Origin of the sequence: Rhizobium sp. GCM10022189, assembly GCF_042656325.1 — a bacterium.
In the GTDB taxonomy this organism is placed as follows: Bacteria; Pseudomonadota; Alphaproteobacteria; order Rhizobiales; family Rhizobiaceae; genus Rhizobium.
In genome coordinates, this window is the sequence record NZ_JBHSOR010000058.1 from 40,190 (window position 1) to 53,825 (window position 13,636).

General features: G+C 61.2%; 13 protein-coding genes. 7 read left to right on the forward strand and 6 right to left on the reverse strand.

The features are described from left to right. The first annotated feature begins 25 nt into the window (after positions 1–25). Together ACFPWW_RS29190 and ACFPWW_RS29195 are read left to right on the forward strand one after the other, a co-directional pair. Positions 26–1,207 (forward strand): acetyl-CoA C-acetyltransferase, encoded by a 1,182-nt coding sequence (locus tag ACFPWW_RS29190; RefSeq protein WP_112756988.1) that lies wholly within the window; start codon positions 26–28, stop codon positions 1,205–1,207. Between the two features lie 67 nt (positions 1,208–1,274). Continuing rightward, positions 1,275–2,000 carry a beta-ketoacyl-ACP reductase gene (locus tag ACFPWW_RS29195; protein ID WP_112564355.1) on the forward strand — a complete coding sequence of 242 codons (726 nt, stop codon included), beginning with the start codon at positions 1,275–1,277 and terminating at the stop codon, positions 1,998–2,000. 2 nt (positions 2,001–2,002) lie between these two features. Here ACFPWW_RS29195 and ACFPWW_RS29200 read toward each other — a convergent pair whose 3' ends face one another. The 4 genes from ACFPWW_RS29200 to ACFPWW_RS29215 all read right to left on the reverse strand — a co-directional run bounded on the left by ACFPWW_RS29200 (position 2,003) and on the right by ACFPWW_RS29215 (position 2,971). After that, positions 2,003–2,128, reverse strand: coding sequence for a hypothetical protein (locus ACFPWW_RS29200; protein ID WP_377314678.1), 126 nt, complete (start codon positions 2,126–2,128; stop codon positions 2,003–2,005). A gap of 67 nt (positions 2,129–2,195) precedes the next feature. Then, positions 2,196–2,342, reverse strand: a complete 147-nt coding sequence (locus ACFPWW_RS29205; protein WP_377314680.1) for a hypothetical protein — start codon at positions 2,340–2,342, stop codon at positions 2,196–2,198. Positions 2,343–2,535: 193 nt separating this feature from the next. After that, positions 2,536–2,790: a YMGG-like glycine zipper-containing protein gene (locus ACFPWW_RS29210; protein ID WP_112564357.1), complete on the reverse strand. Its 255-nt coding sequence runs from the start codon at positions 2,788–2,790 to the stop codon at positions 2,536–2,538. 25 nt (positions 2,791–2,815) lie between these two features. Then, positions 2,816–2,971 carry a DUF3309 family protein gene (locus tag ACFPWW_RS29215; protein ID WP_017962528.1) on the reverse strand — a complete coding sequence of 52 codons (156 nt, stop codon included), beginning with the start codon at positions 2,969–2,971 and terminating at the stop codon, positions 2,816–2,818. Positions 2,972–3,830: 859 nt separating this feature from the next. On the opposite strand from ACFPWW_RS29215, the gene ACFPWW_RS29220 reads away from it, so the two are divergent. The 5 genes from ACFPWW_RS29220 (at position 3,831) to ACFPWW_RS29240 (ending at position 10,091) form a co-directional block, all read left to right on the forward strand. Next, a complete protein-coding gene (locus ACFPWW_RS29220) occupies positions 3,831–6,935 on the forward strand; it encodes a helicase-related protein (RefSeq protein ID WP_377314684.1) in 3,105 nt (1,034 codons plus the stop codon). Between the two features lie 2 nt (positions 6,936–6,937). After that, positions 6,938–7,342, forward strand: a complete 405-nt coding sequence (locus tag ACFPWW_RS29225; RefSeq protein ID WP_377314686.1) for an RNA-binding S4 domain-containing protein — start codon at positions 6,938–6,940, stop codon at positions 7,340–7,342. 195 nt (positions 7,343–7,537) lie between these two features. Next, complete coding sequence (gene fdxA / locus ACFPWW_RS29230) at positions 7,538–7,876, forward strand: ferredoxin FdxA (RefSeq protein ID WP_112564521.1); 339 nt, start codon at positions 7,538–7,540, stop codon at positions 7,874–7,876. A 397-nt stretch (positions 7,877–8,273) separates the two neighbouring features. Next, positions 8,274–8,846, forward strand: coding sequence for a CarD family transcriptional regulator (locus tag ACFPWW_RS29235; RefSeq protein WP_003543775.1), 573 nt, complete (start codon positions 8,274–8,276; stop codon positions 8,844–8,846). Positions 8,847–9,227: 381 nt separating this feature from the next. After that, a complete protein-coding gene (locus tag ACFPWW_RS29240) occupies positions 9,228–10,091 on the forward strand; it encodes an RNA polymerase factor sigma-32 (protein WP_112564363.1) in 864 nt (287 codons plus the stop codon). Positions 10,092–10,146: 55 nt separating this feature from the next. On the opposite strand, the gene ACFPWW_RS29245 is transcribed toward ACFPWW_RS29240, so the two are convergent. Next, positions 10,147–11,691 carry a M48 family metalloprotease gene (locus ACFPWW_RS29245; RefSeq protein WP_377314693.1) on the reverse strand — a complete coding sequence of 515 codons (1,545 nt, stop codon included), beginning with the start codon at positions 11,689–11,691 and terminating at the stop codon, positions 10,147–10,149. 381 nt (positions 11,692–12,072) lie between these two features. Next, positions 12,073–13,614, reverse strand: a complete 1,542-nt coding sequence (locus ACFPWW_RS29250; RefSeq protein WP_112564367.1) for an MDR family MFS transporter — start codon at positions 13,612–13,614, stop codon at positions 12,073–12,075. Positions 13,615–13,636 lie beyond the last annotated feature (22 nt).

Here is a 13,636-nt window from a genome sequence, read left to right on the forward strand (position 1 = left end):
GTGATGAGAAACGAGGAAACCACCCATGAGCAGTTCATCCGTCGTCATCGCCAGCGCAGCGCGTACCGCTGTCGGTTCCTTCAACGGTGCTTTCGGTACCGTTCCCGCTCACGAGCTTGGTGCTGCCGCCGTCAAGGGCGCGCTGGAGCGAGCTGGTGTTTCCCCTGAAGAGGTCGATGAGGTCATTCTCGGCCAGGTTCTGCAGGCTGGCGAAGGCCAGAACCCGGCCCGCCAGGCGGCGATGAAGGCCGGAATTCCCAAGGAGGCGACTGCCTGGGGCGTCAATCAGCTGTGCGGCTCGGGCCTGCGCGCCGTTGCGCTTGGCATGCAGCAGATCGCGCTTGGCGATGCGAAGATCATTGTCGCCGGCGGCCAGGAATCCATGTCGATGGCGCCGCATGCAGCGCATTTGCGCGGCGGCGTGAAGATGGGCGACATGAAAATGATCGACACCATGATCAAGGACGGCCTGACCGACGCCTTCTACGGCTACCACATGGGCATCACCGCGGAAAATATCGCGCGGCAATGGCAGCTTTCCCGTGACGACCAGGACCAGTTCGCCGTCGGCTCGCAGAACAAGGCCGAAGCCGCGCAGAAAGCCGGCCGCTTCAAGGATGAAATCGTTCCCTTCGTCATTCAGACCCGCAAGGGTGACGTGACCGTCGATGCCGACGAGTATATTCGCCACGGCGCGACGCTCGAGGCCATGGCCAAGCTGCGGCCCGCGTTCGACAAGGATGGCACGGTGACCGCCGCGAATGCCTCCGGTCTCAACGACGGGGCCGCCGCCGCCGTGCTGATGAGCGAGGCGGAAGCTTCGCGCCGCGGTATCCAGCCGCTTGCCCGCATCGTTTCCTGGGCGACGGCCGGCGTCGACCCGCAGGTCATGGGCACAGGCCCGATCCCGGCTTCCCGCAAGGCGCTGGAAAAGGCGGGCTGGTCTGTCGGCGATCTCGACCTTGTCGAAGCCAACGAGGCCTTTGCGGCCCAGTCCTGCGCCGTCAACAGGGATCTCGGCTGGAATCCCGATATCGTCAACGTCAACGGCGGTGCGATTGCGATCGGTCATCCGATCGGCGCTTCGGGAGCGCGTATTCTCAACACCCTGCTCTTCGAGATGAAGCGCCGGGGCGCCAGGAAGGGGTTGGCTACTCTGTGCATCGGCGGCGGCATGGGCGTCGCGATGTGCTTCGAAGCAATGTAAATAGCGTACGATGCATGTTTCTTGAGGCCCGCCCGAGAGCGGGCTGACAACAAAAGGGGAGCGGAACATGAGCAGAGTGGCTCTGGTCACTGGGGGTACGCGCGGCATCGGCGCGGCAATTTCGATGGCGCTCAAGAATGCCGGCTATCGAGTGGCCGCCAACTATGCCGGCAATGAGGAAAAGGCGAGAGCATTTCACGATGCCACCGGTGTTCCGGCCTTCAGGTGGGACGTCTCCGACTACGACGCCTGCGGCGAGGGCATAGCGAAAGTCCAGGCCGAACTCGGGCCGGTCGAGATCCTCGTCAACAATGCCGGCATCACGCGCGACGCGATGTTCCACAAGATGACGCCGCAGCAATGGCACGAGGTCATCAACACCAATCTCACCGGCCTGTTCAACATGACGCACCATGTCTGGAACGGCATGCGTGACCGCAGCTTCGGCCGTATCGTCAACATATCTTCCATCAACGGCCAGAAGGGTCAGATGGGGCAGGTGAACTATTCGGCCGCAAAAGCCGGCGACCTTGGATTTACCAAGGCGCTTGCCCAGGAAGGCGCCGTCAAGAACATCACCGTCAATGCCATCTGCCCCGGTTATATCGGGACGGAGATGGTGCGTGCGGTGCCGGAAAAGGTGCTGAACGAGAAGATCATTCCGCAAATCCCGGTCGGGCGCCTGGGCGAACCCGAGGAGATCGCGCGCTGCGTAACCTTCCTCGTTTCCGACGATGCCGGTTTCATTACCGGTTCGACGCTGACGGCCAATGGCGGCCAGTTCTTCGTCTGAGCCTATTTCTTCTGGCTGTGTGCATAGCTGTTCGGGAAGCTGCCGGTACCGTCATAGGGGCCGGCAGACGCACCATAGGCTGCAAGGCCGATGGTGATGAGGGCAGCGATTGCGATGATCCTGTTCATATTCGCTTCTCCCCGTGGTCGGGGGCTCGGATAGCCGCTGCCACGCGGCTCCGGTTTCGTGGATAGGTCAGGCGTTTGGATGATGGCGCCTGCCGGCTCTGACCGGCACTTTCTGGACAGCGCGGTCCCGGCTGCGGAGGGCAGCGACTGCCGTCGTCAGAAAAGCCGAGGCGATCAGGACGGCGACGGCGGAATTGAGGAAAATCTGGGCCATGGTAGCGTTCCTTTGCGCTCGCAGGCGGTATGTGCTCGGTCCCTGCGATGTTGAAAGGAATATGGGCTCGGCGCTGGCGACGCGGTAGGTTTGACTTCAGCGACCCATCGTCAACGCAGCGTTGACGACGAAAAGGCGGAAGAAAAACGGGCGCCGAAGCGCCCGTTGAAAATTTCTGATGGGCCGATGCCGATTAGCGGCAACGCGCTTCGTAGCGGCGGCCGTAGCGGTCGCGATAGATGCAGTAGCCGCGGCGTTCGACCGACTGGCCGATCAGGGCGCCTGTCAGGCCGCCAGCGACTGCGCCGACTGCCGCGCCGCCCCAGCTGTTGGTGACAGCGCCGCCGATGATGGCGCCCGTGCCGGCGCCGATCGCCGTGCCCTGCTCCGTCGGCGTGCAGGATGCGAGAGCGCCGATGAGAGCGCAGCTAAGAACAATCTTCTTCATGTCTAAACTCCCCAGGTTCTGGCCTTTAAATTCGGCCCATCAGGACAAGAATGATAATGATGACGAGAACTAACCCCAAACCTCCGGAAGGTCCATAGCCCCATCCGCGGCTATAACCCCAATTCGGCAAGGCGCCGATCAATAATAGAATAAGGATAATAAGAAGTATCGTGCCAAGCATGGTGTTTGTCCTGCCTCATCCTCATTTCGACTGGACTAGTAACACGCATCCTCGATTTTTGTTCCCGGCTAAGCTCTCGGAATATCACGCCGGCGTTATCGGCCACTATGACAGAACCGGATTTAGCCGGTTTCGAGGAAAGCAAGTCGGCAAACCGATGTCGGCCATTTCCTGTTATGGTTAAAATTCCATTTAAATACAATATGTTGCGGTGAACAAAGCCGGAAAATGAAGATGTCTCTGATTCGTCGGCGATTCGTTCCGGCTTTGATCGGCGGTGACTCCTAAGCCGATTGCCGGCAGCGGCCGGCTTAAAGCTTCGTGAATTCGACATGTAAAAGATTAATGCGGTCATACGGCTTTGAACGGCGGCAGCAAGATCGGAATCCGTATCTTGGGATCAGAGACCACAGCGCTCACAAGATCTCGCCGTGAACGAAAAGGGAAAACCTCGACATCAGCGATTCGTCTCCGATTCGTTCCGGCTTTGGTCGAACTGTTAATTTTGGGCTTGACCTTGCGTTTCTGCGGTGCATGCCACAAGCGTTAATCGCGGTTGCCGGCATTTGTTCTCGGTCGGATCGGCAGATTCAGCATCTAGTGTAAAAAAGTGATTCAAAATCAATACTTAGCCGTGAACAAAAGCTGAATCAGCGGGAGTCAGCGATTCGTCTCCGATTCGTTCTCAAGCTGTTCCGAATCTTAAATCAAGCACTTAGCTACTGTGGCTTCCACGCTCAATCCAAAGTCTATTTCAAATCTGCCCTTGCGTTTGGTGCTTCGGCTGTCCATGTGTTCTGTGCCTCTCCCGCAGGAGCCGACTTGACCCCGGGGCGTTCGCGCCTCACTTGCATGGACCATGACCCTGACTTCGCAGCCGATGATACTGAGCGGGCGCGGCGTGACCGCGGTGCTCGGGCCGACCAATACCGGCAAGACCCATTATGCGATCGAACGCATGGTGGCGCACGGCACGGGTGTCATCGGCCTGCCGCTGCGTCTGCTGGCGCGCGAGGTCTATACGCGGGTGGTCGAAAAGGTCGGTGCCCAGAACGTGGCGCTGGTGACAGGCGAAGAAAAGATTTCGCCGCCGAATGCGCGTTTCTCGGTGTGCACGGTCGAAGCAATGCCGCGGGAGACCAAGGCGGCCTTCGTCGCCATCGATGAAGTGCAGCTCGCGGGCGATCTCGAGCGCGGCCATATCTTTACAGACCGGATCCTGCATCTGCGCGGCCGCGAGGAGACGCTTCTGCTTGGCGCTGCCACCATGCGGCCGATCCTGCAGCAGCTTCTGCCGGGGATTACGGTTACGGAGCGGCCGCGGCTTTCCCACCTTCTTTACGCCGGGCAGAAAAAGATTACCCGGCTGCCGCAGCGCTCGGCGATCGTCGCCTTCTCGGCGGACGAGGTCTATGCGATCGCGGAGCTGATCCGACGCCAGCGCGGCGGGGCAGCCGTCGTGCTCGGCGCACTCAGCCCGCGCACCCGCAATGCGCAGGTGGCGCTCTATCAGGCCGGCGATGTCGAATATCTCGTTGCGACCGATGCGATCGGCATGGGCCTCAATCTCGACGTCGACCATGTGGCCTTCGCCCAGGACCGGAAATTCGACGGCTACCAGTTCCGCAACCTCAATCCCGGCGAACTCGGCCAGATCGCCGGCCGTGCCGGCCGGCACGTGCGCGACGGTACCTTTGGCGTCACCGGCCAGGTCTCGCCCTTCGACGAGGAGCTCGTGCAGCGCATCGAGGGCCATGAGTTCGACAATATCAAGGTTCTGCAGTGGCGCACCAAGGATCTCGATTTTTCCTCGATACAATCCCTGCGGGCAAGCCTGGAGACCGGCCCCCGCGTGCCGGGCCTGACGCGGGCGCTGCCGGCAGTCGACCAGCAGGCGCTCGAACACCTGTCGCGCTATCCGGAAATCATTGATCTCGCTGACACGCCGGCGCGGGTCGAAAAGCTCTGGGAGGCTTGCGCTCTGCCGGACTATCGGCGCATAACGCCTGCGCAACATGCCGATCTTATCTCTACCCTCTTTTCCGATCTGGTGCGCTATGGCACGGTGAACGAGCAATTTCTTGCGGAGCAAGTTCACCGCTCTGATCGGACAGATGGGGAAATTGACACGCTTTCGGCGCGAATCGCGCAGATAAGAACCTGGACCTATGTATCGAATCGGCCCGGCTGGCTTGCCGATCCGACACACTGGCAGGAAAAGACGCGGGAAATCGAAGATCGATTGTCCGATGCGTTACATGAAAGGTTGACGAAACGCTTTGTTGATCGCAGGACATCTGTGCTCATGAAGCGCCTGAGAGAGAATGCGATGCTGGAAGCTGAAATCAGTGTGAATGGCGATGTCTTCGTTGAAGGACATCATGTGGGGCAGTTGACCGGGTTCCGTTTCACGCCTGTCGGGGGAACGGACGGGCCGGACGCCAAGGCGGTTCAGGCTGCGTCGCAAAAGGCGCTCGCGCTCGAATTCGAAGCTCGCGCAGCGCGCCTGCATGCCGCAGGCAATGCCGATCTGGCGATCGGCTCGGATGGGCTGGTGCGCTGGCTCGGCGATCCCGTCGGCCGTCTTTCCGGCAGCGACCATGTGATGCGGCCGCGCGTCATCCTGCTTGCCGACGAGCAGCTGACGGGCAATGCGCGCGACCATGTCGCCGCCCGTATCGAACGGTTCGTCAACCACCATATCAGCACGGTACTGAAGCCGCTGGACGACCTGTCGCGCGCCGAGGACCTGCAGGGTCTTGCCAAGGGGCTCGCCTTCCAGCTCGTGGAAAATCTCGGCGTGCTCTTCCGCCGCGATGTGACGGAAGAGGTGAAGTCCCTGGACCAGGATGCCCGCGCCTCCATGCGCCGTTACGGCATCCGCTTCGGCGCATATCACATCTTCGTACCGGCGCTTCTCAAGCCGGCGCCGGCGGAACTCATCACCCTGCTCTGGGCACTGAAGAACGACGGCCTCGAAAAGCCAGGCTATGGCGATCTCATCCCGGTGCTGGCCGCCGGCCGCACGTCCGTCGTCACCGATCCGAGCTTCGAGCGCATGTTCTACAAACTCGCGGGCTTCCGTTTCCTCGGCAAGCGCGCGGTGCGCATCGACATTCTCGAGCGACTTGCCGACCTCATCCGTCCGCTGCTGCAGTGGAAGCCGGGTCAGGGCGCGCGCCCGGACGGCGCCTATGACGGACGCCGCTTCACGACGACGACGGCAATGCTGTCCATTCTCGGCGCGACACTGGAAGACATGGAAGAGATCCTCAAGGGTCTCGGCTACCGTGCCGACGCGGTAAAGGCCGAAGAGGCGACCGCATTCCTTGCGACGCAGGATGCTGCATCCGCACCGGCGGCGGTTGCGGCCGAGCCTGCGGCCGAAGAAACGGCTGAGAAGGCCGACCATGACGACGCCGACGGCGCTTCGGAAGAGGCGCCCGCCGTCGAAGCCGCGCCGGCGGCTGCGGAAGCGCCGGCAGTTGCCGAAGCTTCGGCCGAGGCCGGCGAGGCTGCGGAGCCCAAGCCGGTTCTCCTGTGGCGTCTCGGGGGACGCAACGAAAACCAGCGTCAGGCGCGCGGCCATGGCGAGCGCCGTGGCGGACAAGGCCAGGGGCAGGACCGCGCAGACCGCAACAATCGCCGCCATGGCGGCGAAGGCGGCGAAAGCCGGGACGGCAACCGCAACAACAACCGCAACCGGGACGGCGGCAACCGCGAAGGCGGCAATCGTGACGGCGGACGTCCTCAACATGCGCGCAATGACCGCAACGAGCAGCGCGGCGATCGTCAGGATCGCGGCGACCGCAAGGATCGTGGCGATCGCAACGACCGCAACAACAACCGCGGCAATTCGCAGCCGCTGCGCTTCGAGGCCAAGCCGCCGCGCAAGGAGAAGCCGATCGATCCGGATTCTCCCTTTGCCAAGCTTGCTGCGCTCAAGGAGCAGATGAAGAAGTAACCATGGGCGAAGAAACACAGCCAGGAAGCGGTTCGCGCCAGCGCATCGACAAATGGCTGTTTTTCGCCCGCATGGTGAAGTCGCGCTCGCTGGCGCAGAGCCATATCCAGTCCGGTCACGTCAGCATCAACGGCACGCGCTGCGCGCAGCCCAGCCAGACGGTCAAGGCGGGCGACCGCGTCGACCTGACGCTGGAGCGGCGAGATGTCGTCCTGGTCGTCCGCCTGCCCGGCGACCGGCGCGGACCTTATGAGGAGGCTAAGCTGCTCTACGAGGATCTGTCGCCGCCCCCGGATGAGGCAAAACGTCTCACGCCCTATGAGCAGGCCATTCGCGCTAGCGGTTCCGGAAGGCCGACGAAAAAGGAACGCCGTGCAATCGACAGGCTGATGTCGGACGAGGATTAGAAAACTCTTCCCGCCGTCAGCCTTTCAGAGATCGTTTGTCCTTGAAATCCTGCTGTAAAGCCGATACGTCACACGCAGCCTGCCGGGTAGCGTGCTTGCCTCCCAAGCCTGTCCACGCTTTCTCTCCGGCTCAGGGGACAGGCGCGACGTTCCAGGTTGCCCGACCCCGCCCGCATGGACATCCTGGAGTTCTTCATGACCTATGTCGTGACCGACAATTGCATCCGCTGCAAATACACCGATTGTGTCGAAGTCTGCCCGGTCGACTGTTTCTACGAGGGCGAGAATTTCCTCGTCATTCATCCCGATGAGTGCATCGACTGCGGCGTTTGCGAGCCGGAATGTCCTGCCGAGGCAATCAAGCCCGATACCGAGCCGGGGCTCGACAAGTGGCTGAAGATCAATGCCGAATATGCCAGCATCTGGCCGAATATCACGGTGAAAAAAGAGCCGATGGCCGGGGCCAAGGAACTGGACGGCGAGACCGGGAAATTCGAGAAATACTTCTCGGAAAAGCCCGGCAGCGGCGATTGAAAATATCCGCGTGCCGTGCCGTTGAAACCGGGTTCAACGGTAGGTTAAACGTTTCAAATTACGCGTGAGTCACATGGGGGCTATGTGTTGCCTACATGACTCACGTTCAGCAAATTATTGATTTCCTCATATTTTTGTGATACGTTCACCACACTGTTCCATTTGTGGCATGACGCATGCCCAAAACCATCACGAAAGTAGAACAAATCCGTACGCGGTTTCCGTGACATATCAATAACTTGAGCTGTCGGATCCCAAGATCGCGCGCAAGGATAGCTTTTGCTTCTGTCTGGTGGAACCAGAGTGAAGTCACCCGACGGATTTAACCGTCTCATCCGGGCCTGACTGACCCGGCTCCGGCCGCTGCCGGAAGCGTAACAGGGAGTTTTTGATTAGAATGACCACCCAGCAGAAAAAACCTTCTACCGCACGTCACGGCTTCAAGACTGGTGAATCGATCGTGTATCCCGCACACGGCGTCGGTACCATCACGGCTATCGAAGAGCAAGAAGTCGCAGGCATGAAGCTTGAACTTTTCGTCATCGATTTTGAAAAGGACAAGATGCGTTTGAAGGTTCCGGTCGCGAAGGCCATGAGCATCGGCATGCGCAAGCTTTCCGAGACCGACTTCGTTGAGCGTGCCCTCAAGGTCGTGCAGGGCAAGGCTCGCGTCAAGCGCACCATGTGGTCCCGCCGCGCCCAGGAATATGATGCGAAGATCAATTCCGGCGACCTGATTTCCATCGCAGAAGTCGTTCGCGACCTTTACCGTGCAGAGAACCAGCCGGAACAGTCCTATTCCGAGCGCCAGCTTTACGAGGCCGCTCTCGACCGCATGGCCCGCGAAATCGCGGCCGTCAACAAGATGTCGGAAACCGAAGCCGTTCGCCTCGTCGAGACCAATCTCAACAAGGGTCCGAAGCGCGGCAAGGCAATCGAAGAGGACGACTCGCAGGACGAAGCCGCTTAACAGCGCATTGTTTTTGCTGACGAAAAAACCCGGCCTTGGTGCCGGGTTTTTTATTGGAACTTTTTCGACGCTCCAGCGTTCATACACAGTGATGCGGACTTAAGCCGGAGCCTTGAAGCTCGGCCCGATGTCCGCCAAAGCTGTCAATGTTCGATGAGGAGCGGATCATGATCTCCAGAATTTGCCTTTCCGGCAATCTCAAGAAACTGATCCAATCCAGCCGCTTCGGCGGCATATGATGAGAGATAGGGCCTCCTCCTGAAAAGTCCAGGAGCGAGGCCCTTATGCATTCAGGATCCGAGTTTGCTCCGGAACAGCGATGTTCCGGAAACGATGTTTGCTTGTTCATTTTTAGGCACGTGGCCCGTTTAGGAGAGCGATATGAAGAACATGTCTGCAGATCGGCGCATGATCAAAATAGCAATGGCGGCTCCCTATCTCGCCCGTGAAGAAGAGCATAACCTGGCCATCCGCTGGAAAGACCATGAGGACCGCGGTGCCCGCAATCAGATCGCCATGGCGCATATGCGCCTCGTGATTTCCATGGCCGGCAAGTTCCGCAATTTCGGCCTGCCGATGAGCGATCTCGTGCAGGAAGGCTATGTCGGGCTCCTGGAGGCCGCGGCTCGTTTCGAACCGGCGCGCGATGTGCGGTTTTCCACCTATGCAAGCTGGTGGATCCGTGCCTCGATCCAGGACTATATCCTGCGCAACTGGTCGATCGTGCGCGGCGGCACGAGTTCGGCCCAGAAGGCGCTGTTCTTCAACCTGCGGCGCCTGCGTGCCAAGCTTGCCAAGGGCGACACGCAACTGACGCTGCAGTCCATTCATCAGGAAATCGCCGCTGCTCTCGGTGTCAGCCTCGCCGACGTGCAGACGATGGACGCGCGCCTTTCCGGCAACGACGCCTCGCTGCAGGCGCCTTCCGTGTCGGGTGATGCCGACAGCGCCGAAAAGATGGATTTCCTCGTCAGCGACGAACCGCTGCCGGATGAGCAGGTCTCCAACATGATTGACGGCGAGCGCCGCCGCGTCTGGCTTGCGTCTGCCCTCAAGCATCTCAACGAACGGGAAATGAAGATCATCAGCGCGCGCCGGCTCGCCGAAGACGGGGCAACGCTCGAAGAGCTCGGCGCCGACCTCGGGATTTCCAAGGAGCGCGTGCGGCAGATCGAAAGCCGGGCGATGGAAAAGCTTCGTACGGCGCTCGTCAGCGCCGACCCGCATATGGCAACCTACGCCTGACCAGGAATTACTCCCCAGCAGCACAGACTGGCCCGGTTTAAAGCCGGGCTTTCTTTTATTCGGAGATAATCTTCACCCGGTCGCCCGGAGACACGGCGGCACCCGTCGGCAGGGCGTTGATCAGCTTGAAGAGATCGAGCTTGCGATCGGTGCCCATCATGCGGGAGGCGAGCGTGGTGATGTTGTCGCCGGGGCGGACCGTCACCACCCGCACGCGCAGCGGCTTCAGCGAAGCGGCTTCGCTCGGCGTCATCCGGCGGAAGCTCGCGCGCAGAACGTTTGCCGTCGGCTCCAGCGACGGGCTGCCTTTCGGCACTGCCGTCAGAAAACGGAAAATCTGGTTGTTGTTTCTGATGACTGTGACATCGAAGTCCCAGCGGTCGGCGGTGGCGCGCGCGGTCGCGGCCTCCATGCCGTTGACGTTGATCGGCTGGATGGTCGAGGGGTCGAGGCCGGTCACCCAGCCGCTGGAAATGTAATTCGTCAGGCTCTGGTTCTGGTTGTCGGCCACACCGTCGAAGCGGATGGCGATATCGTTCGGGCCGGTTGCCATGACCGCTTCGACCTTGTTGTCGATGCTGAAGTCGGGCGGCACGTCGAAGCGGATGCCGAGGCCGCCGTGCAGGAAGGTCTGGCCCCGCACATACCCCTCTTCCGGACTGTCGCCATAGAGGAGGCCGTCGATACCGTCGAGATAATAGTCCCGGCCCTTGTCGCCGACCGAACCTTCCTGGCCGAAGGCGCGGGCATGGCTGCGGGCAAGCTCGATGCGCTGGGCGGAATTCGGATGGCTCGACAGGAAGTCCAGGCTCTGGTCGGCTTCCGGATCGACCGACATGAAGCGGCTGTAGGCGGCCATGGAATCGAGGAACCGGGCGGCCGCATAGGGATCATAGCCGGCTTCGCCGAGCATGCGCACGCCGATGACGTCGGCCTGCAGTTCCTGCTGGCGGGAGAAGGCGGCAAGGCGCAGTTTGCCACGGGCAAGCGCCTGTTTGCCGGCGATATCGCTCGACAGAACTTCGGCGACGACGCGGCTGGCGATCACTTCCGCCTCTTCGCGCTTCTGGCGTTCGATGCCGTGGTTTGCGGTGACATGGCCCATTTCGTGCGAAAGAACGGCGGCCACTTCCGAGGCGTCGTTGGCAAGCGCAAGCAGGCCGCGGGTAACATAGAGATAGCCGCCCGGCAGTGCGAAGGCGTTGATGGCAGGCGAGTTGAGGATGGTGATGCGGTAGGACTGGCTCGGGTTTTCCGAGACGGCCGTCAGCGCGCCGGCGATGCGGGCGACAAGGCGCTCGGTCTTGGCGTCCTTGTATTCACCGCCGTAGCTCGCAACGATGCGCGGATGTTCGCGCGCGCCCATGGCGGCACGCGGATCGTTCTTCTGCACTTCGTCGACGATTTGCGGGTTGGACGAGGGGCCGACGGTTGGCTGATAGGACTGCTCGATCAGCGACTCGCAACCGTTCAGCGCCACGGCGCAGACCGAAAGCAGCAGGAGGCGGCGCGCCCAACGGCGTGGCGCAAGAAAGGCATTCCTGGAAAGCGCGGGCGATTTCCACGTCGTCATGCTGTCCAGTCTGTCTCTCCGCGTCATTTTAAGTCGCCGGTCCGCCGCATCTTCGGGCCGGCCGTTGCCAGGAAAATTCAATAGGCTTCCGCCTCGGTTCTCGCGCTGCACAATCGGCCAATCCAAGTCTTTGCTGTAGCTGATTTCCGCGTGGGTTGCATAGCGAGACTCTATCTAAATGTGGCGCCGTTGCATTTCGGCAATGCCTCGCCCGTCGAGGCACTTCTCGCTCCGATGAAATTATGGCGAAAGTTCCATCGCAAGTGCAGATTCCGACCGCACTGCGGAAAAAATCGGCCATTACGGCGACCGATGCGGGCAAGCGTAACGCTTGCGCGAAGAATGCAATTAAGGGTGGTGTTTCGTCTCTGCTAAAATGAGAGAGGGCAGGCGAGGGTGCGCCTGTGCCTATTCTGCGGCTTCCGCAGCGAGATTGGCCGGGTCGCTCTTGCGTTCGCCGGCGCGCGGCAGCTGCACCGGTTTCAGCATGATGGCGGCCACCAGACCGATCAAAGCAATGCCGCAGGAGGTCATGAACAGCGGCGAGAAGGCAGCGGCATAAGCGTCGGCCACGGCCTGGCGGCTGGCCTCGGGAAGTGCTGCCATCATTTTCGGCGTCAGCTCCTCGATATTGGCAACACCGGGAATGGAGGAGCCGAGCCTGCCGAGCTGTGATGCGATGATCGCGCCGTAGATGGAAATGGCAATCGAGGCGCCGCCCATGCGCGACAGCGTGACCGAGCCGGTCGCCGCGCCGACATCGCGGGCCGGGGCGGCGTTCTGAACGCCGATGACCGGAACCTGCTGTGCAAGGCCGATACCGATGCCGTGCAGAAGCATGATGGCGCCGATGAAGGCGATCGGCGTTCCGGCATGAACCTGCGAGATCAAGGCGAAGGCAATGGCGCTGCAGGTGAGGCTGGCGATGGCGAAGGGCTTGTAGCGGCCGGTCTTCGAAATGATACGGCCGGCATTCAGGGAGCCGCAGACGAGGCCGCCTGTCAGCAGGATGAAGAGCAGGCCGGCGCCGGAGGGCGAAAGGCCCGTCGTCGTCTGCAGGAACAGCGCGAGATAGTTGACCATGCCGATGGCGATCGCGCCGCCCATGATGGAGATCACCAGCAACAGGCTGAAGGTTGAATTGCGGAAAAGCTGCAGCGGTACGATCGGCTCCGGCGCGCGGCGCTCGACGAATACCCAGGTGACGGCACACACCACGCCGAAGGCGACGATGCCGATGCTTTGCGGCGAGATCAGCGCGCCGAAAAGCTCGCTGCTGTCGGTCGCAAGCACGATGCTGGTCGTCGTCAGCGCCAGCAGGAGCGCGCCGGCATAGTCGATCTTCGGCCGGCGATGCGGCTTGCGGTAGGGCAGCATGAAGGCGAGACCGGTCAATACGATGAAACCGATCGGCACGTTGACGAGGAAGATCGAGCGCCAGCCGAAGAGATCGCTCATCGTGCCGCCGAGGACCGGGCCGATGGCGCCGGAGGCCATCAGAACGAGGCTGGAATAACTCTGGTAGCGGGCGCGCTCGCGCGGCTCGAACAGGTCGGCGTTGACGGCGAAGATCGAAACCATGATGCCGCCGCCGCCGAAGCCCTGCAATACGCGGGCGGCGATCAGCGTGTTCATGGAGACGGCAAGGCCGCAGACGGCAGAGCCCGCCGTGAAGATCGCGATCGCCGTCATCATCACATATTTGCGGCCGAAGAGATCGCCGAGCTTGCCGTAGAGCGGCATGACGGCGCTGAGCGCCAGCAGATAGGCAGAACCGACCCAACCGAAGCGATCCAGATGGCCGAACTCGCCGACGATTGTCGGCAGAGCGGTGGAGACGATCTGGTTGTCAAGCGTTGCCATGAACATGGCGGTCATCAGGAAGAGGAAAAGGATGAGACGCTTGCGGGGATCCGTCACGAGCGGTGCGGGGGCAGGTTGCATATCCATGGGAGGGCCATATTCGTTGTGC

Coding starts and splice junctions, on each gene's coding strand:
- ACFPWW_RS29190 (WP_112756988.1), top strand. CDS start 26: ATGAGCAGTTCATCCGTCGTCATCGCCAGCGCAGCGCGTACCGCTGTC.
- ACFPWW_RS29195 (WP_112564355.1), top strand. CDS start 1,275: ATGAGCAGAGTGGCTCTGGTCACTGGGGGTACGCGCGGCATCGGCGCG.
- ACFPWW_RS29200 (WP_377314678.1), bottom strand. CDS start 2,128: ATGAACAGGATCATCGCAATCGCTGCCCTCATCACCATCGGCCTTGCA.
- ACFPWW_RS29205 (WP_377314680.1), bottom strand. CDS start 2,342: ATGGCCCAGATTTTCCTCAATTCCGCCGTCGCCGTCCTGATCGCCTCG.
- ACFPWW_RS29210 (WP_112564357.1), bottom strand. CDS start 2,790: ATGAAGAAGATTGTTCTTAGCTGCGCTCTCATCGGCGCTCTCGCATCC.
- ACFPWW_RS29215 (WP_017962528.1), bottom strand. CDS start 2,971: ATGCTTGGCACGATACTTCTTATTATCCTTATTCTATTATTGATCGGC.
- ACFPWW_RS29220 (WP_377314684.1), top strand. CDS start 3,831: ATGACCCTGACTTCGCAGCCGATGATACTGAGCGGGCGCGGCGTGACC.
- ACFPWW_RS29225 (WP_377314686.1), top strand. CDS start 6,938: ATGGGCGAAGAAACACAGCCAGGAAGCGGTTCGCGCCAGCGCATCGAC.
- fdxA (WP_112564521.1), top strand. CDS start 7,538: ATGACCTATGTCGTGACCGACAATTGCATCCGCTGCAAATACACCGAT.
- ACFPWW_RS29235 (WP_003543775.1), top strand. CDS start 8,274: ATGACCACCCAGCAGAAAAAACCTTCTACCGCACGTCACGGCTTCAAG.
- ACFPWW_RS29240 (WP_112564363.1), top strand. CDS start 9,228: ATGAAGAACATGTCTGCAGATCGGCGCATGATCAAAATAGCAATGGCG.
- ACFPWW_RS29245 (WP_377314693.1), bottom strand. CDS start 11,691: ATGACGCGGAGAGACAGACTGGACAGCATGACGACGTGGAAATCGCCC.
- ACFPWW_RS29250 (WP_112564367.1), bottom strand. CDS start 13,614: ATGGATATGCAACCTGCCCCCGCACCGCTCGTGACGGATCCCCGCAAG.